Genomic DNA, 18,112 nt, shown 5'->3' on the forward strand with positions numbered 1-18,112 from the left:
TGTCGGCTGAAATTCAGGCGGCCACGGGCGACTGCGCCCAGATGAAGAACTCGAGGTTGCCGTCGCCACCGGCGATCGGGCTGGCAAAGCCTTTGTGCACCTTCCAACCCAGGTCGGTGCAGGCGCGGCGCACCATGTCGCGGGCACGGGCGTGCTGGGCCGGGTCTTTCACCACACCGCCCTTGCCGACGTGCTCCTTGCCGACCTCGAACTGCGGCTTGATCAGCAGCACGGCCTGGCCGCCCGGCTTGAGCCAGGGCCCCAGGTGCGGCACGATCTTCGACAAGGCGATGAAGGACAGGTCGGCCACGATCAGGTCGAAGCCCTCGGCCGGCGCGTGCTCGCGCAGCGGGCTGCCCTCGAGCTCGCGGGCGTTGACGTTTTCCAGGCAGACGACGCGCTCGTCGGTCTTGAGCTTGTCGTGCAGCTGGCCATGGCCCACTTCCACACCGACCACGCGGCTGGCGCCTTGCGTGAGCAGCACGTCGGTGAAGCCACCGGTGCTCTGGCCCACATCGAGGCAGGCCATGCCGGCGACGTCCAGACCCACATGGGCCAGGGCGCCTTCGAGCTTCAACCCCGCGCGGGACACCCAGCGCAACTCGTCGTCGTTCGTGACGCGCAGCTGCGCATCGTCGGGCAGGTCCTCACCGGCCTTGCGCAGCGTGGTCCAGCCCTTGGGGCCGAGCCATTGGGCAGCGCCAGCTTCCACCAGGCGGTGGGCGGCGGAGCGGGTGGGCGCGTGGCCCCCGGCGACGAGCAGTTGATCGGCTCTTGGCATTCAATTCCTTGTGTGCGCGACGTCATCCAGCCGCCGCGCGATGCGATCAAGCTTCCTCCGCGGAACCGGCTTCGCCGGGCCGCTGGAGGAAGCCCCCTGGGGGGCGGCCAAAGGCCGTAGGGGGGGTCAATAGCGATAAGCGTCGGGCTTGTAAGGGCCCTGCTTGGACACGCCGATGTAAGCGGCTTGCTCGTCGCTCAGCTCGGTCAGCTGGGCGTTGAGGGTCACCAGTTGCAGGCGGGCCACCTTCTCATCGAGGTGCTTGGGCAGCACATAGACCTTGCCGTTGTCATAAGCGTCAGGACGCGTGAACAGCTCGATCTGAGCGATGGTCTGGTTCGCGAAGCTCGACGACATCACGTAGCTGGGGTGACCCGTGCCGCAGCCCAGGTTCACCAGGCGGCCCTTGGCCAGCATGATGATGCGCTTGCCCGGCTTGCCATCCACGCTCGGGAAGATCACGTGGTCCACCTGGGGCTTGATCTCTTCCCAGGTGCACTTGGTTTCCGCTTCGGCGACATCGATCTCGTTGTCGAAGTGACCGATGTTGCAGACGATGGCGTTTTCCTTCATCGCTTCCATGTGCTTGAAGGTGATGACGCTCTTGTTGCCGGTGGCGGTCACGAAGATGTCGGCCTTGTCGGCGGCGTAGTCCATGGTGACGACGCGGTAGCCTTCCATCGCGGCCTGCAGTGCGTTGATGGGGTCGATTTCCGTGACCCACACCTGGGCCGACAGGGCGCGCAGGGCCTGAGCCGAGCCCTTGCCCACGTCACCGTAGCCGGCGACCACGGCGATCTTGCCGGCGATCATGACGTCGGTGGCGCGCTTGATGCCGTCCACCAGCGATTCGCGGCAGCCGTACAGGTTGTCGAACTTGGACTTGGTGACCGAGTCGTTGACGTTGATGGCGCGGAACATCAAGGTGCCCTTGGCGGACATCTCGTTGAGGCGGTGCACGCCGGTCGTGGTCTCTTCGGTCACGCCGATGATCTCGGCGCCCTTGCGGCTGTACCAGGTGGCATCGACGGCCAGCTTGGCCTTGATGGCGGCGAACAGGATGCGCTCTTCTTCGCTGCTGGGGTTGGCCAGCACGGAGAGGTCCTTCTCGGCGGCCTTGCCCAGGTGCATCAGCATGGTGGCGTCACCGCCGTCGTCCAGGATCATGTTGGGGCCTTCGCCCTTCGTGTCCTTGGCACCGAATTCGAAGATGCGGTGGGTGTAGTCCCAGTAATCTTCCAGCGACTCGCCCTTGTAGGCGAACACGGGCGTGCCGGCGGCCACCAGGGCGGCGGCGGCGTGGTCTTGCGTGGAGTAGATGTTGCACGAAGCCCAACGGACTTCTGCGCCCAGGGCCTGCAGTGTTTCCACCAGCACGCCGGTCTGGATGGTCATGTGCAGGGAGCCGGTCACGCGCGCGCCCTTGAGCGGTTGCGAGGCGGCGTATTCCTTGCGGATGGCCATCAGCGCGGGCATTTCGTGCTCGGCGATGGTCAACTCCTTGCGGCCCCAATCGGCCAGGGACATGTCGGCGACCACGCAGTCGACGTTCTTGTAGGAGGTTTCGAGGGATTTCAACACAGCGTTCATGGACTCAGCTCCGAAGTGGGGTTCGAACGCCGCCGTGTGCTGCAGGGGGCTTCACGCGCCCATGAAAAGATGCGCGAACGTGAAGCGGGAATGACTCACCCAGCGGGACACATGCGGGTGAGCGCCGTTGCAAAAAACAAGCTCCCGAGCCTGGGGACGGTGCTGTCTGAACGCATTCAGGGGCAGCCCGAGCCTTGCAACGCTCCTCGGAAGAGTGCGGATTATAGGACGGGCGCGCCGTCTTGTCCTGCCAAAACCACACGGTTGCGGCCAGCTTGCTTGCCCTCGTACAAGGCACGGTCGGCGCGCACCAGGGCCTGCTCGATGGATTCGTCGCGCTGCAGCAAAGCCACGCCCAGGGTGATGGACACGCTCAGCGCCTCGCCGGCCAGGTTCTGCGCCGCCAGCGCCTGCACGCCCTGGCGCAGCCGTTCGCACACCTGGATGGCCTCCTCCTCCTCGGTGGCCGGCAGCAGCAGCAGGAACTCCTCGCCGCCCCAGCGCGCCACGTGGTCCACCTCTCTCACCCCCTCGCGCAGCACGCGGGCGATGGCGCGCAAGGCCGTGTCGCCCACGGCATGGCCGTGGTGGTCGTTGATGCGCTTGAAGTGATCGACGTCACCGATGACGACGGCCAACGGCCGCCCCCCGCGCTGGAACACCGCCGCCTCGTGCTGGGCGACCTCCATCGCGAAGCGCCGGTTGCGCAACTGGGTGAGCGGGTCGGTGCAGGCGAGTTCGCGCAGGCTGTCCTCGGCGCTGTGCACCATGCGGTAGTACAGGGTGGCCAGCAAGCCCAGGATGAGCAGGGTGGCCGCCTGGTTGAAGTGGTGCAGGCCGGCGAGCAGGTGTGGCGGCACCTCGATGGCCGGTTGCGCCTGGCGGAAGCTCATGTCCATCAGCATGTAGAACAAGCCCACGAGCACCGCCACCACCGCCTTGGTGCGCGGCTGGTAGGAGGTGCTGACGATGGCCACCGGGATGATGAGGATGAGGTAGCAGTGGAAACCGCTGGCCCAGCCGATGAGGGCCGTGGCCACGCTGCCGTGCAGGAGGATTTCGACGGCCATGATCTGCAGCGCCAGGCGCGTGCGCCCCTGCTGCGTCAACAGGGCGGTCAGGGCATAGACCAGCACGCTGGCGATGTTGGCCCGCGCCATCGCCCCCACGCCGATGGCGTCGAACAGGAAGATGAAGCTCAGGTGCGCCAGCCCGGCGATGACCGAGATGGCCATCATCAGGCGCGGGAACACCTCCGACGCGCGCGACAGAGGTGACACGGACCCACGGGAATGCAGCATCGAATTCACGCCACTGCCTGCCTCTCTCCTGATGTGGCTTTGTCGGTATCGGACGCAAGCGCCTCCACTTGAACGCCCCAACAGCCCACCCATTGGACACCTTGTCGCCAAAAATGTCTTCAGAGCATGGTCCGAGCGGCGGGAATGTTGCCAGCAGGGTTCATGCGGACTTCATGGCTTGTTTCTAAATTGCAAGCATGCGGTTCGTGGAGAGCCGGCCTTTTCGTATTTGAATGAACAACCCGTCCGGAGTTTCCATGAAGTTCAACAAGATTTCTGCCCTGGTGCTGGCTTTGAGCACCGCTGGCGCCGCCCAGGCTGCCTTGACCGCTGGTGACATCGCCGTCATTGGCCGCACCAACAACACCACGCCCGATGCGTTCTCCTTCGTGGCCCTGAGCGCCATCAGCGCCGGCGAAGTGATCTACTTCACCGACAACGGCTGGACGGGCTCGGCTTTCCGCAACACCGTCAACGACGGCGATGGCAACGAGAACCTGCTGAAGTGGACGGCTGGCAGCACCATCGCCGCAGGCACCATCATCAACACCGCCACCAGCAGCGGCTTCACGACCTCTGGCGCCGTTCCCAACAACGTCGGCGGTGGCGGCAGCTTCGCCTTGCTGGCACTGGCCACCGGTGGTGACCAGATTTACGCCTTCCAGTCCAATGGCACCAACCTGCCGCTGATCAACGTCAGCACCCACCTGTTCGCCTTCGACGACACCAACGGCTTTGAAAACGCCACCGGCACGGGCGACGGCGGCATCACCCCCGGCTTGGTCAATGGCACCACGGCCGTGTCGATCAGTGGCAATGTGGCTGGTACGCACGCCCTGAGGGCATCCTTCCTGGGTGAGACGCACACCCGTGCGGAATGGCTGAGCATCATCGGCACGGCCGGCAACTGGTCCACCGCTTCGGCGCTGCCCACCGGCACGCTGGCCATCACCGCCGTGCCCGAACCCACCAGCGGCGCCATCGCCCTGGCCGGTCTGGCCGTGGCTGGCCTGGTGGCCCGCCGCCGCAAGGCCGCCTGAGCCTGGCGCAGCGCCTGAACCCCGGCCCCAGTGGCTGGGTTGCCGCCATGGCGCCTTCGGGCGCCATGTTCGTTTGGGGGCAGCAAGCCTGAGACAATGCGCGATGGACGGCGTTGCCTCTGGCGACACGCTGCCGTCAGAACCCCGCCGCAAGAACTCCGCCGCAAGGCAAGCCCGCCGTGACCGACTCGACCTTTGGCGCCGAAACGCGCCGCCGCCGCACCTTCGCCATCATTTCCCACCCCGACGCCGGTAAAACGACGTTGACGGAAAAGCTGCTGCTGTTCTCGGGCGCCATCCACATCGCCGGGGCGGTCAAGGGCCGCAAGGCCTCGCGCCACGCCACCTCGGACTGGATGGAGATCGAAAAGCAGCGCGGCATCTCGGTGGCGTCATCGGTCATGCAGATGCTTTACCGCGAGCACGTGGTCAACCTGCTCGACACGCCCGGCCACAAGGACTTCTCGGAAGACACCTACCGCGTGCTGACCGCGGTGGACTCGGCCCTGATGGTGATCGACGCGGCCAACGGCGTGGAAGCGCAGACCAAGCGCCTGATCGAGGTCTGCCGCCAGCGCGACACGCCCATCATCACCTTCGTCAACAAGATGGACCGCGAGGGCCGCGACCCGCTGGAGTTGCTCGATGAAGTCGAGCAGGAACTCGGCATGCCATGCGTGCCGATGACGTGGCCGGTGGGCCAGGGCAAGCAGTTCGGCGGCATCGTCAACCTGCGCACGCAGTCGATGCGCCTGTTCGATGCGGGTGCCGACAAGCGCGGCGACAACGACGAGGTGGTGTCGCTGGCTGAGCGCGACAAGCTGGCCGCGCGCTTTGGCCACGAGTGGGAGCTGGCCGAGCAGAACATGGCGCTGATGGCCGAGGCCGCACCGGCCTTCGACATCGACGCCTTCCTGGCCGCCAAGCAGACGCCCGTGTTCTTCGGCTCGGCCGTCAACAACTTCGGCGTGCAGGAGGTGCTCGACGCGCTGGTGGACCTGGCGCCCTCGCCCCGCCCGCGTTTCAGCACCGAAAAAGACGGCAGCAAGAAGGAAATCACGCCCGAACTGGAGAACTTCTCCGGCGTGGTCTTCAAGGTGCAGGCCAACATGGACCCGTCTCACCGCGACCGCATCGCCTTCGTGCGCGTGTGTTCCGGCAAGTACACGCCGGGCATGAAGCTGAAAGTCCAGCGTTCGGGCAAGGAGCTGCGCCCCACGTCCGTGGTGACCTTCCTGTCGCAGCGCCGCGAGGCGGTGGACGAGGCCTTCGCCGGCGACATCATCGGCTTCACCACGCACGGCGGCGTGCAGCTGGGCGACACCATCACCGATGGCGTGACCCTGCAGTACACCGGCCTGCCCTTCTTCGCGCCCGAGCTGTTCCAGGCGGTCGAGCTGAAAAACCCGATGAAAAGCAAGCAATTGCAGGCGGGTTTGCTGCAATTGGGCGAAGAAGGCGCCATCCAGGTCTTCCGACCCGAGGCCGGGGGCGCGATGCTGCTGGGCGCCGTCGGCCAACTGCAGTTCGAGGTCGTGCAGCACCGCCTGATGGCCGAGTACAGCGTGGACATCCGCCTGATGCCCTGCCGCTTCACGGGCGCGCGCTGGATCACGGCCGACACGCCCGAGGCCTTGAAGAAGTTCACCGATGAGAACGCCTCCAAGCTCGCGCTCGACGCGGCCGACACCCTGGCCTACATGATGACCTCGGCCTACGACCTGCGCCTGACCGCCGAGCGCCACCCGCTGGTGCACTTCCACCCGCTGCGGGAGCACGCGGGCTTGAGCCTCTCCACGCAGTGAGGCAGATGCTCACACCCGGGCTTCACTTGGCTTCAGGCGGCATCCAGAGTTCGTCGAGGTTCTTGAAGCCCCAGGCGGCGGGCTGTTCGCGGCTGACGATGTCGTCGCTGGACTGGCTCAAATCCAGCAGCTGGGGCACCAGGGGTTCGCTGGCCTTGGTCGAGTAAAACACCTTGACCACGGGCCGCAGCAGCGAGGTTTCGCCCTGCTCCACCACGATGGCCAGCCGGCCCGACTTGAGCTTGACCAGCGAGCCCGTCGGGTAGATGCCCACGCTTTTCACAAACGCCTGGAAGATGCGCTCGTCGAAGTGGCCGTCCTTGGCCCACTGCGCCATCTTCTGCACCGACTCGGACGGGTCCCACCCCGCCTTGTACGGGCGGTTGGACGTGATGGCGTCATAGACGTCGCAGACGGCGCCCATCTTGGCGAACAGGCTGATCTCATCGCCTGCCAGGCCGTGCGGGTAGCCCTTGCCATTGACCTTCTCGTGGTGGTGCAGGCAGACGTCCAGCGGCACGGGGCCCACGCCCCGGCCTTCCACCAGCATGCGGTGGCCGGCTTCGGGGTGGCTTTTCATGATGGCGAACTCTTCGCGCGTCAGGGCGCCCGGCTTGTTGAGCACCTCGGGCGGCATCAAGGCCTTGCCCAGGTCGTGCACCAGGCCTGCCAGGCCGGCTTCGCGGGTGTCGGCGTCGTCGAGCTTGAGCTGGCGTGCCAGGCTGACCATCAGCGCGCACACGGCCACCGAGTGCATGTAGGTGTAGTCGTCGCTGGTTTTCAGGCGCGCCAGGCTGACGATGGCGCCCGGGTTGCGGCTGACCGACTGCGTGATGTCGTCCACCAGGGGCAGGCAGTGCTCGGCATCGACGGCCTTGCCCAGGCGCACGTCCTGGAACATGGACTGCATGGCCGTGCGCGACTGGGCCACGATGCGCGAGGCGCGCAGCACCTCGTCCTGGAAGCTCGCAGGCTTGGGCTGGACGGGCAGGGGCACGCCGGAGGTCACCAGCCCGGCGCCCTGGTCAACGACCACCTCGGCGCAGTCCTCGCCGGCCACATCGTTCAGCTCGACGTCGTCCAGGAAGGTGGTCTGCCCCTCTGCCGCGGCCACGTCCAGGCCCTTTTGGGTGTCGATCACGACGTGGGACACCGCCGCACGCAACTGCGCCAGCTGCTTCTCGTCGGCCAGCTTGAAGGAAGCGCGCCAGAACGGGTGCGACAGCCAGGAGCCGGGCACTTCGTGGATGTGCATGCCGATGCGGAGCTGGTGGGGCGTGATCTTCCTGAGCATGGCCTGTGAGGCGCGCACCGGGGTGGTGCGCCGACTGCGATGCCCTGATCCTAGCCGGACGGGTTACACGCCATCCATGGAATAAGCCGCGGCAAGCGGGCTTTTGTGGACTGGGTCACGCACGGCTCAAGCCCCTGGCCATCTGGCCGATATCCATGCACCAGACCGGTGATGCCGGTCGCCGTGCGCCAGGGTCCGGGTCCACGCACGGCCGTCGCGTCATCCCCGGAAGTCTCGCACCGGGAGTCGGTTTTTCATGTTCAAGCATCTGAGCATTTCGGGCAAGCTGTGGACGGCCGTCGCAGCCTTGATCATCGCCATGTTGGGCATCGTGGCCCTGGCCGCCTGGCGCTCTGTCTCGCAACAGCAGGCCGCCGATGCCGCGCTCCAGGTCAGCGACGACAAGCTGCGTTCGGCCACCGCCTGGGCCTCCAAAAGCACCACCACCGTGACCCGCGTGATCGCCGGCAACCTCAGCAGCGACCCCGTCGTGGCCGAGACCTATGCCAAGACCAACGCGGAGACGATCGCAGAGATCAACCGCCTGCACAAGCACATCGAATCGCTGCCGCTCACCGACGAGGACCGGCGACAGATGGCCAAGATCAGCGAGTTGCGCGGCCAGGTGCTGGCCTTGCACAAATCGCTGCAGGGCATGAAGGCGGCCGGCCAGCACGACGAGGTGCGCAGCAAGGTGATCGGCGAGTTCGCCCCGCTGGCGCAGACTTACAGCGACGCCCTGCACGGCTTCATCAGCTTGCAGGAGCGCAACGCGACGGAGATCCGCGGCGAGATCGCCCAGGCCCGCCGCAACATCACGGCCACGGCCGCCGTCATGGTGATGGGCGTGCTGCTGCTCACCGCCATCGGCGCGCGTTTCCTGATCCGCTCGATCCAGGCACCGCTGAAGGAAGCCGTGCGCGTGGCCTCCCACATCGCCCAGGGCGACCTGAGCGTGCGCGTGGACACCTCCCGCACCGACGAGTTCGGTGAACTGATGCAGGCCCTCAACGGCATGGTCAGCTCGCTGGGCACCCTGGTGCACGACGTGCGCCAGAGCACCGACGCCATCTACACGGCCTCCACCGAGATCGCCACCGGCAACCACGACCTGTCCACCCGCACCGAGCAGACGGCGTCCAGCCTGCAGGAGACGGCCTCGTCGATGGAACAGCTGACCAGCACGGTGACGCAGTCGGCCCAGGCGGCGTCGCAAGCCAACCAGCTCGCCACCTCGGCCAGCGACGCGGCCCAGCGCGGCGGCCAGGTGGTGCACCAGGTGGTGGCCACGATGGAAGAGATCGCCACGGCGTCGCGCAAGATCAACGACATCATCGGCGTGATCGACGGCATTGCCTTCCAGACCAACATCCTCGCCTTGAACGCCGCCGTGGAAGCGGCCCGTGCCGGCGAGCAGGGCCGCGGCTTCGCGGTGGTGGCCTCGGAGGTGCGCTCGCTGGCGCAACGCTCGGCCAACGCCGCCCGCGAGATCAAGGGCCTGATCGCCGCCTCGGGCGAGCGCGTGGACTCGGGCGCGCAGCTCGTGGGCGAAGCTGGCCAGGCCATGAACGAGATCGTCACCGCCATCCAGCGCGTGACCGACATGATGGGCGACATCAGCGCCTCGACCTCGGAGCAAAGCGATGGCATCCACCAGGTCAGCCTGGCGGTGTCTCACCTGGACCAGATGACGCAGCAAAACGCCGCGCTGGTCGAGCAATCGGCCGCGGCTTCGCAGAGCATGCGCGACCAGGCACAGCGCCTGTCGGGTGCGGTGAACGTGTTCCGCACGACCTGATCGCGCGCCACAGCCATGAAAAAAGCCCCGCGGTGCGGGGCTTTTGCTTTGGCGCGGGGCAGGCTTTACAGCCCAGCCGCTGCACGCAGCGCAGCCGCTTTGTCCGTGCGCTCCCAGGTGAACTCGGGCTCTTCGCGGCCGAAATGGCCATACGCGGCGGTCTTGGAATAGATCGGGCGCAGCAGGTCCAGCATCTGGATGATGCCCTTGGGGCGCAGGTCGAAGTGCTCGGCCACCAGCGCGGAGAGCTTGTCATCGGGGATGACGCCGGTGCCTTCGGTATAGACCGTGATGTTCATGGGCTTGGCCACGCCGATGGCGTAGGCGACCTGCACCTGGCACTGCTTGGCCAGGCCGGCGGCGACGATGTTCTTGGCCACGTAGCGGGCGGCGTAGGCGGCCGAGCGGTCCACCTTGGAGGGGTCCTTGCCCGAGAAGGCGCCACCGCCGTGCGGGCAGGCGCCGCCGTAGGTGTCCACGATGATCTTGCGACCGGTCAGGCCGCAGTCGCCCTGCGGGCCGCCGATGACGAAGCGGCCGGTCGGGTTGACCAGGTAGCGCGTGTTCTGCAGCCACTCCTGGGGCAGCACGGGCTTGATGATCTCTTCGATCACGGCCTCGATGAAGGAGTCCTTCATCTTGTGCTGGGTCTCGGACTGATCGGGGCTGTGCTGGGTGGACAGCACCACGGTGTCGATGCTGTGGGGCTTGCCATCGACATAGCGCATCGTGACCTGGCTCTTGGCGTCCGGGCGCAGGAAGGGCAGGCGGCCGTCCTTGCGCAGCTGGGCCTGGCGCTCGACCAGGCGGTGCGCGTAGTAGATCGGCGCGGGCATCAGCTCGGGCGTCTCGTCACAGGCGTAGCCGAACATCAGGCCCTGGTCGCCGGCACCGATGTTGAGGTGGTCGTCGGAGGCGTGGTCCACGCCCTGGGCGATGTCGTTGGACTGCTTGTCGTAGGCCACCAGCACGGCGCAACCCTTGTAGTCGATGCCGTACTCGGTGTTGTCGTAGCCGATGCGCTGGATGGTGTCGCGCGCCACCTGGATGTAGTCCACGTGGGCGTTGGTGGTGATCTCACCGGCCAGCACGACCAGACCGGTGTTGGTCAGGGTTTCGGCGGCCACGCGCGAGCGGGGGTCTTGCGCGAAGATGGCGTCGAGGATCGCGTCGGAGATCTGGTCGGCGACCTTGTCGGGGTGGCCTTCAGAGACGGATTCGGAAGTGAAGAGGAAATCGTTTGACACGCTGTGTGCTCCTGAAAAAATGACATCAACCTCGGCGTCGCCCAGGCTGTTGAAAGCAGTTTTTCCACAGCGGCGAACGCTTTAGCGGCATGTTTGAATCGCCCCGCAAGTTGTCCTGTTAACTCGGCGATGCGCGTAGTGTAGAGGAAATGGGCCGTTCGGTGCACCGAACAAGCGACCTCCGAAGCGTTCGACAATCCGAACGAGGACGCACCTCCGCCACGGCCCACCTCCAATGAAATCAAGAACTTGGCGATCACGGCCAGCGAAATTCACGCTGGCACGGGCCGTGCGTTGTCAAATCAGACCGGCCCGCCTCACCGCACCCGCCGACCTCAACGAGCTTCAACGAGCCCCCACGCAAAGGACACGCCCCATGAACGCCAAGCTGATCCGCCCCTTGTTGCCGAGCCTCTTGCTGAGCCTGCTGCTGGCCCCCCTGGCCACCCAGGTCCATGCGCAGGCTTCGCCCACCCTGCAGAAAATCGCCGAGAGCGGCGTCATCAGCCTGGGCCACCGGGAGTCGTCGATCCCCTTCTCGTACTACGACGACAAGCAGCAGGTCGTGGGCTATTCGCACGAGCTGATGCTCAAGGCCGTGGACGCCATCAAGGCCGAGCTGAAGAAGCCGGGCCTGACCATCAAGCTGGTGCCGGTGACCTCGCAAAACCGCATCCCGCTGGTGCTCAATGGCAGCGTGGACATCGAGTGCGGCTCGACCACCAACAACGCCGAGCGCGCCAAACAGGTGGACTTCTCCACCAGCATCTTCGTGGTGGGCACGCGCCTGATGACGAAGAAGGATTCGGGCATCAAGGACTTCGCCGACCTCAAGGGCAAGAACGTGGTGGTGACCGCCGGCACGACCTCGGAGCGCCTGCTGCGCAAGTACAACGAGACCTCGGGCACGGGCATGGCCATCATCTCGGCCAAGGACCATGGCGAGAGCTTCCTGACGCTGGAAACGGGCCGCGCCGTGGCCTTCATGATGGACGACGCCCTGCTGTATGGCGAGAAGGCCAAGGCCAAGAAGGCCGACGACTGGGTGGTGGTCGGCAAGCCCATGTCCAACGAGGCCTACGGTTGCATGATGCGCAAGGGCGACCCCGCTTTCAAGAAGATCGTGGACACCGCATTGACCAAGGCCATGACCTCGGGCGAGGCCGCCAGGATCTACGCCAAGTGGTTCCAGCAGCCCATCCCGCCGAAGGGCCTGAACCTGGCCTGGCCGATGTCCGATGACGTGCAGGGCCTGTACAAGGCGCCCACCGACAAGCCTTTCGAATGAACGATGCGTTGAGCTGCCACCCGGCAGCCTGACAAAGAAAGCGGCCCGACCGCGGCCGCTTCACCCAACCTCCGCTGATCCCTGAAAAGAGCCCTGTTTGACCGCGCCATCGGCCCGGTCGGGGCCGCTGCATTGCCTGATCCCCACCACGGACTGAGTCCAGGAGCGATGACATGAGAACCCCTTTGAACAAGCTGCTGAGCGCCATGGGCTGCGCCCTGGCCATCGGCCTGGTGCCTGGCGCTTCGGCGCAGGCCCAAACGGCAACCACCACCGCTGCCCCCGCCAAGAAGGCCAACGTGGTCATCCTGGCCACCGGTGGCACCATCGCCGGCGCCGGCGCCTCGGCCGCCAACAGCGCCACCTACCAGGCCGCCAAGGTGCCGGTGGACAAGCTGCTGGCCTCGGTGCCCGAGCTCTCGAACGTCGCCAATGTGCGCGGCGAACAGGTCTTCCAGATCGCGTCCGAGAGCTTCACCAACGACAACCTGGTCAAGCTGGCCAAGCGCGTGTCGGCGTTGGCCAAGCAGGCCGATGTGGACGGCATCGTCATCACCCACGGCACCGACACGCTGGAAGAAACTGCCTACTTCCTGACGCTGACCGTGCACACCCGCAAGCCCATCGTGGTGGTCGGCTCCATGCGTCCCGGCACCGCCCTGTCCGCCGACGGCACGCTGAACCTGTACGAGGCCGTGGCCACCGCCGCTTCGCCCAACTCTGCCGGCAAGGGCGTGCTGGTGACGATGAACGACGAGATCCTGTCGGGCCGCGACGTGACCAAGGCGGCCAACATCCGCCCCGATGCCTTCAAGAGCCCCTGGGGGGCCCTGGGCATGGTCGTGGAAGGCCAGACCCACTGGTTCCGCGCGCCAGTGAAGCGCCACACCGTCAACAGCGAGTTCGACATCGACCAGATCGACACGCTGCCTGCGGTCGAGATTGCCTATGGCTACGGCAACGCGTCACCCACCGCACCTCAGGCCCTGGTGGCCGCGGGCGCGAAAGCCATCGTCCATGCGGGCACGGGCAATGGCTCGGTGTCGGGCGCTGTGGTGCCCGCGCTGCGCGAGTTGCGTGCCAAGGACGTGCACATCGTGCGCTCCTCGCGCGTGGTCGGCGGAGGCTTCGTGATCCGCAATGCCGAGCAGCCCGACGACCAGTACGACTGGGTCGCCGCCCACGACCTGAACCCGCAGAAGGCCCGCCTGCTGACGGCCCTGGCCCTGACGAAGACCCACGACGCCAAGACCATCCAACGTTTCTTCCTGGAGTACTGAGATGAACGCCCCCGCATCCACCAAGACCCTCGTTTGCCGCACCGCCATGGGCGCCATCCTGGCCACCGGCCTGGCCGCCAGCGGCGCTGCCCAGGCCCAAAGCGCCGCAACGTCGTCGGTGACCCTCTACGGCATCATCGACATGTTCGTGCAGTACGGCAAAGGTGACGGCACCCAGCTGGCCGTGCAATCGGGCGGCGTCAGCGGCTCGCGCCTGGGCTTCAAGGGCAGCGAAGACCTCGGCGGCGGCTTGAAGGCCCAGTTCCAGCTGGAAGCCGGCATCCTGACCGACACCGGCGCACAGGCCAACACCAGCAGCTTCTTCAGCCGCCAGTCCTGGGTGGGCCTGAGCAGCGACAGCTGGGGCTCGCTGAGCGCCGGCCGCCAGACCATCCCGCAGTACGACATCCTCGACGCCTTCGACACCTTCGGCACGGGCGTGGGTTCGTCGGCATCCAGCAGCATCGTCTCGACCACCAGCCGCGCCAACAACAGCGTCAAGTACAGCTCGCCCAAGCTCGGCGGCTTCAGCGGCGTGGCCCTGGTCGGCATGGGCGAGACCGCGCCCACGGCCACCAACAGCGGCGACAACGCCAACGTGTACGCCCTGGGTGGCACCTACAGCAACGGCCCCTTCAGCGCAGGCCTGGCGCTGAACATGTTCAAGCGCGGCACCAATGCGCAGGTGGACGCCCGCTACGTGCTGGCCACCGCCTCCTACGACTTTGGCGTGGCCAAGCTCTCGGGTGCCGTGCAGAAGGTGCGCAACCTGTCGGGCACCGACAGCGTGGACCGCACCGAGGCCATGGTCGGCGTGAACGTGCCGGTGACGGCGCGCAACACCGTGAGCGCTGCCGTCGGCCAGGTCACCACCTCCGGCCAGTCGTCGCTCAACGCGCGCCAATGGACGCTGGGCGCCACCCACGTGCTGAGCAAGCGCACCAGCTTTTACGGCGTGCTGAGCCACATCGGCAACGGTGCGGCCACGAGCTACACGACCACGGCCGCCAACGGCTTGGGGCCCATCACGTCGGCTGGCAAGGACGTGAGCAGCCTGCAAGTGGGCGTGCGGCACGCATTTTGATAGCGTGTTGACCGGGTGGCCCCGCACCGGGGCTGCCTGGTTTGAAAGGAACAACGATGAGCTACCAATGGAATTGGTCCGTCTTCGCACAGGAGACGGTGGTGGGCGATGGCAGCACCTACGCCGGCTGGATGCTGGCGGGTTTGAAGATGACGGTGACGGTGTCGCTGAGCGCCTGGGTGCTGGCCCTGGTGATGGGCGCCATCGTCGGCGTGCTGCGCACGGTGCCAGGCAAAGGCCTGCAGCGGGTGGCCACGACCTACGTGGAGGTGCTGCGCAACATCCCGCTGCTGGTCCAGCTCTTCGTCTGGTACTTCATCGTGCCGGAGTTGCTGCCCACGGCCTGGGGCAACGCCATCAAGCAATTGCCGCCTGACACGCAGCAGCTGGGTGCGGCCATCCTGTGCCTGGGCCTGTTCACCTCGGCGCGCGTGAGCGAGCAGGTGCGCGCCGGCATCGAAAGCCTGCCCATCGGGCAGACGCGGGCGGCGCTCGCTTTGGGCCTGACGCTGCCGCAGGCCTACCGCCTGGTGCTGCTGCCCATGGCGTTCCGGCTGATCGTGCCGCCGCTGACCTCGGAGTTCCTCAACATCTTCAAGAACTCGGCCGTGTGCTCGACCATCGGCCTGCTGGAGCTGGCCGCGCAAGGCCGCCAGCTGGTGGACTACACCGCGCAGCCGTACGAGTCCTTCATCGCCGTCACGCTGATGTACCTGCTCATCAACGTGGTCGTGATGACGCTGATGGGCTGGCTGGAGCGCCGCGTCAAGGTGCCCGGCTACATGGGCCAATGAGCCTGAAGGAGACCCGACATGGCTTATGAATTCGATTGGTCGTCCATCCCTGGCTCCCTGCCCTTCCTCGCGGAAGGTCTGGGGGTCTCGCTGAAGATCACGCTGGTGGCCCTGGTGGTGGGCATGGTGTGGGGCACGGTGTTGGCGCTGATGCGCCTGTCGCCGGCCGCGCCACTGCGCTGGTTCGCCACCGGCTACATCAACCTCTTCCGCTCGGTGCCGCTGGTGATGGTGCTGCTGTGGTTCTTCCTGCTGATCCCGCAGCTGCTCAGCCAGCTCTTCAGCCTGTCGCCAGGCACCGACGTGCGCCTGACCTCGGCCTTGGTGGGCTTCGCGCTGTTCGAGTCGGCCTACTACGCGGAAATCATCCGCGCGGGCATCCAGTCGGTGCCCAAGGGCCAGCTGTCGGCGGCCACGGCGCTGGGCCTCAGCCGCGGCCAGGCCATGCGCCTGGTGGTGCTGCCGCAGGCCATGCGCAACATGGTGCCGCTGCTGCTGACGCAGGCCATCGTGCTGTTCCAGGACACCTCGCTGGTCTACGTGTCCGCCCTGGCCGACTTCTTCGGCTCGGCCTACAAGGTGGGTGACCGCGACGGGCGTCTCGTGGAGATGCTGCTGTTCGCCGGCGCCGTTTACTTCGTGCTTTGCTTCGCCCTCTCGCGCCTCGTGCAGGCGCTGCAGAAGCCCAAGGCCCAACACTGATCCCCCCCTGACAGCCCCCGGGAGTCCCCCATGATCCAGATCGACAACGTCTCCAAGCACTACGGCAGCTTCCAGGTCCTGACCGACTGCACCACGAACGTCCAGAAGGGCGAGGTGGTGGTGGTGTGCGGGCCCTCGGGCTCGGGCAAGTCCACCCTCATCAAAACCGTCAACGGGCTGGAGCCCTTCCAGGCCGGCCGCATCCTGGTCGATGGCACCTCGGTGGGCGACCCGAAAACCAAGCTGTCCCAGCTGCGCAGCCGCGTGGGCATGGTGTTCCAGCATTTCGAGCTGTTCCCTCACCTGTCCATCGTGGACAACCTGACGCTGGCGCAACGCCACGTGCTGGGCCGCAGCACCGACGAGGCCGTGGCCAAGGGCATGGGCCTGCTGGAGCGCGTGGGCCTGAAGGCGCACGCCGCCAAGATGCCGGGCCAGCTCTCGGGCGGCCAGCAGCAGCGGGTGGCCATTGCCCGCGCGCTGTGCATGGACCCCATCGTGATGCTGTTCGACGAGCCCACCTCGGCGCTCGACCCCGAGATGGTCGGCGAGGTGCTGGACGTGATGACCGAGCTGGCCCAGGAGGGCATGACCATGATGTGCGTGACCCACGAGATGGGCTTCGCCCGCCGCGTGGCCGACCGCGTGATCTTCATGGACGCCGGCCGCATCGTCGAAGACCGCCCCAAGGCCGACTTCTTTGACCACCCCGAATCCGAGCGTGCCCAGCAGTTCCTCGCGCGCATCCTGCACCACTGACACCGTTCCTGTTTGCCACAACGGGCGCGCAGGGCGTGCCCACAGAGGAGACCCCGTCATGAGCACCCGCCTGCCCTCGTACCTGAACGCCGCCGAGCCCGGCCCCTGGGCCATGTTCCTGCAACAGCTCGACCGCGTCGAGCCCCACCTGGGCGAGCTGGCCCGCTGGACCGACACCCTGCGCCGGCCCAAGCGCACCCTCGTGGTGGACGTGCCCGTGCGCATGGACGACGGCCGCATCGAGCACTTCGAGGGCTTCCGCGTGCAGCACAACCTCTCGCGCGGCCCCGGCAAGGGCGGCGTGCGCTTCCACCCGGCGGTGAACCTGTCCGAGGTCATGGCGCTGTCGGGCTGGATGACCGTCAAGAACGCGGCCGTCAACCTGCCCTATGGCGGCGCCAAGGGCGGCGTGCGCGTGGACCCGGGCCAGCTGTCGCGCGGCGAGCTGGAGCGCCTGACACGGCGCTACACCAGCGAACTCGGTGACTTCATCGGCGCCGAGCGCGACATCCCCGCGCCCGACGTCGGCACCAACGACCAGGTCATGGCCTGGATGATGGACACCTACTCGGTCAACCACGGCACGATGCAGCCGGGCGTGGTCACCGGCAAGCCCGTCAGCATGGGCGGCAGCCTGGGGCGGCGCGACGCGACCGGGCGCGGCTGCTTCGTCGTGGCCCGCGAGGCCATGCGCCGCCTGGGCCTGCCGCTGGCCGGTGCCCGCGTGGCCGTGCAGGGCTTTGGCAACGTGGGCAACGCCACGGCCCGCGCCTTCCACGACGAAGGCGCCCGCCTGATCGCCGTGCAGGACGTGCATGGCACGGTGTTCAACGACGCGGGCATCGACCCGCACGCGCTGCTGGCCCACCTGAAAGCCGGCGGCAGCTGGTCGGACTTCCCCGGTGCCAGCCTCATCCCCGATGACCAGTTCTGGGGCCTGGACTGCGACGTGCTGGTGCCGGCCGCGCTGGAGGGGCAGATCACGCCGGAGGTGGCCGCCCAGGTCCGCGCGCGCCTCGTGGTCGAGGGCGCCAACGGCCCGACCACGCCCGAGGCCGAAGACATCCTGCACGACAAGGGCTGCACCGTGCTGCCCGACGTGCTGGCCAACGCCGGCGGCGTGACGGTGAGCTATTTCGAATGGGTTCAGAATGCCACCAGCTTCTTCTGGACGGAACAGGACATCCACGCCAAACTCGACCGCGTGCTGTCCGAAGCCTTCGACAGCATCTGGCGCAGCGCCCACGACAAAGGCGTGAACCTGCGCACCGCGACCTTCATCACCGCCTGCTCGCGTGTGCTCGAAGCCCGGGCCATGCGCGGGCTCTACCCCTGAACGCCGATCCCTG

General features: G+C 66.8%; 15 protein-coding genes and 1 riboswitch. Of the genes, 10 read left to right on the forward strand and 5 right to left on the reverse strand.

All coding sequences use genetic code 11. The annotated features are described in order from the left end of the window. Positions 1 to 13: 13 nt before the first annotated feature. The 3 genes from EV672_RS09985 to EV672_RS09995 form a co-directional block, all read right to left on the reverse strand. Complete coding sequence (locus EV672_RS09985) at positions 14 to 781, reverse strand: TlyA family RNA methyltransferase (RefSeq protein ID WP_133608777.1); 768 nt, start codon at positions 779 to 781, stop codon at positions 14 to 16. 126 nt (positions 782 to 907) lie between these two features. Further along, positions 908 to 2,371, reverse strand: a complete 1,464-nt coding sequence (gene ahcY, locus EV672_RS09990) for an adenosylhomocysteinase (protein WP_133608779.1) — start codon at positions 2,369 to 2,371, stop codon at positions 908 to 910. A gap of 112 nt (positions 2,372 to 2,483) precedes the next feature. Further along, positions 2,484 to 2,585: riboswitch (S-adenosyl-L-homocysteine riboswitch) on the reverse strand. A 7-nt stretch (positions 2,586 to 2,592) separates the two neighbouring features. Next, positions 2,593 to 3,651, reverse strand: a complete 1,059-nt coding sequence (locus tag EV672_RS09995; protein WP_166643526.1) for a GGDEF domain-containing protein — start codon at positions 3,649 to 3,651, stop codon at positions 2,593 to 2,595. A gap of 278 nt (positions 3,652 to 3,929) precedes the next feature. On the opposite strand from EV672_RS09995, the gene EV672_RS19245 reads away from it, so the two are divergent. Then, on the forward strand, positions 3,930 to 4,712 hold the full coding sequence (locus EV672_RS19245; RefSeq protein WP_166643527.1) for a PEP-CTERM sorting domain-containing protein: 783 nt from the start codon (positions 3,930 to 3,932) through the stop codon (positions 4,710 to 4,712). 179 nt (positions 4,713 to 4,891) lie between these two features. Then, positions 4,892 to 6,517, forward strand: a complete 1,626-nt coding sequence (locus EV672_RS10005; protein WP_133608785.1) for a peptide chain release factor 3 — start codon at positions 4,892 to 4,894, stop codon at positions 6,515 to 6,517. A gap of 22 nt (positions 6,518 to 6,539) precedes the next feature. On the opposite strand, the gene EV672_RS10010 is transcribed toward EV672_RS10005, so the two are convergent. Further along, positions 6,540 to 7,811: a cyclic di-GMP phosphodiesterase gene (locus EV672_RS10010; RefSeq protein WP_133608787.1), complete on the reverse strand. Its 1,272-nt coding sequence runs from the start codon at positions 7,809 to 7,811 to the stop codon at positions 6,540 to 6,542. A gap of 256 nt (positions 7,812 to 8,067) precedes the next feature. On the opposite strand from EV672_RS10010, the gene EV672_RS10015 reads away from it, so the two are divergent. Beyond that, complete coding sequence (locus tag EV672_RS10015; RefSeq protein ID WP_243738617.1) at positions 8,068 to 9,609, forward strand: methyl-accepting chemotaxis protein; 1,542 nt, start codon at positions 8,068 to 8,070, stop codon at positions 9,607 to 9,609. Positions 9,610 to 9,674: 65 nt separating this feature from the next. Here EV672_RS10015 and metK read toward each other — a convergent pair whose 3' ends face one another. Beyond that, a complete protein-coding gene (gene metK, locus EV672_RS10020; RefSeq protein ID WP_133608789.1) occupies positions 9,675 to 10,856 on the reverse strand; it encodes a methionine adenosyltransferase in 1,182 nt (393 codons plus the stop codon). Between the two features lie 376 nt (positions 10,857 to 11,232). Here metK and EV672_RS10025 point away from each other — a divergent pair, with 376 nt between their 5' ends. The 7 genes from EV672_RS10025 to EV672_RS10055 all read left to right on the forward strand — a co-directional run bounded on the left by EV672_RS10025 (position 11,233) and on the right by EV672_RS10055 (position 18,099). Beyond that, positions 11,233 to 12,144, forward strand: coding sequence for a glutamate/aspartate ABC transporter substrate-binding protein (locus tag EV672_RS10025; RefSeq protein ID WP_133608791.1), 912 nt, complete (start codon positions 11,233 to 11,235; stop codon positions 12,142 to 12,144). Between the two features lie 173 nt (positions 12,145 to 12,317). Next, a complete protein-coding gene (locus EV672_RS10030) occupies positions 12,318 to 13,424 on the forward strand; it encodes a type II asparaginase (protein ID WP_133608793.1) in 1,107 nt (368 codons plus the stop codon). 1 nt (position 13,425) lies between these two features. Beyond that, positions 13,426 to 14,508, forward strand: a complete 1,083-nt coding sequence (locus tag EV672_RS10035) for a porin (protein WP_133608795.1) — start codon at positions 13,426 to 13,428, stop codon at positions 14,506 to 14,508. 56 nt (positions 14,509 to 14,564) lie between these two features. Next, entirely contained in the window at positions 14,565 to 15,302 is a 738-nt protein-coding gene (locus tag EV672_RS10040) for an amino acid ABC transporter permease (RefSeq protein ID WP_133608797.1), read from the forward strand. 18 nt (positions 15,303 to 15,320) lie between these two features. Continuing rightward, entirely contained in the window at positions 15,321 to 16,004 is a 684-nt protein-coding gene (gene gltK / locus EV672_RS10045; RefSeq protein ID WP_133608799.1) for a glutamate/aspartate ABC transporter permease GltK, read from the forward strand. A 30-nt stretch (positions 16,005 to 16,034) separates the two neighbouring features. Continuing rightward, positions 16,035 to 16,763: an amino acid ABC transporter ATP-binding protein gene (locus tag EV672_RS10050; protein ID WP_133608801.1), complete on the forward strand. Its 729-nt coding sequence runs from the start codon at positions 16,035 to 16,037 to the stop codon at positions 16,761 to 16,763. Between the two features lie 58 nt (positions 16,764 to 16,821). Beyond that, positions 16,822 to 18,099 (forward strand): Glu/Leu/Phe/Val family dehydrogenase, encoded by a 1,278-nt coding sequence (locus EV672_RS10055; protein ID WP_133608803.1) that lies wholly within the window; start codon positions 16,822 to 16,824, stop codon positions 18,097 to 18,099. Positions 18,100 to 18,112: the final 13 nt, after the last annotated feature.

This window comes from Aquabacterium commune (assembly GCF_004362855.1).
Taxonomy (GTDB): Bacteria; Pseudomonadota; Gammaproteobacteria; order Burkholderiales; family Burkholderiaceae_C; genus Aquabacterium; species Aquabacterium commune.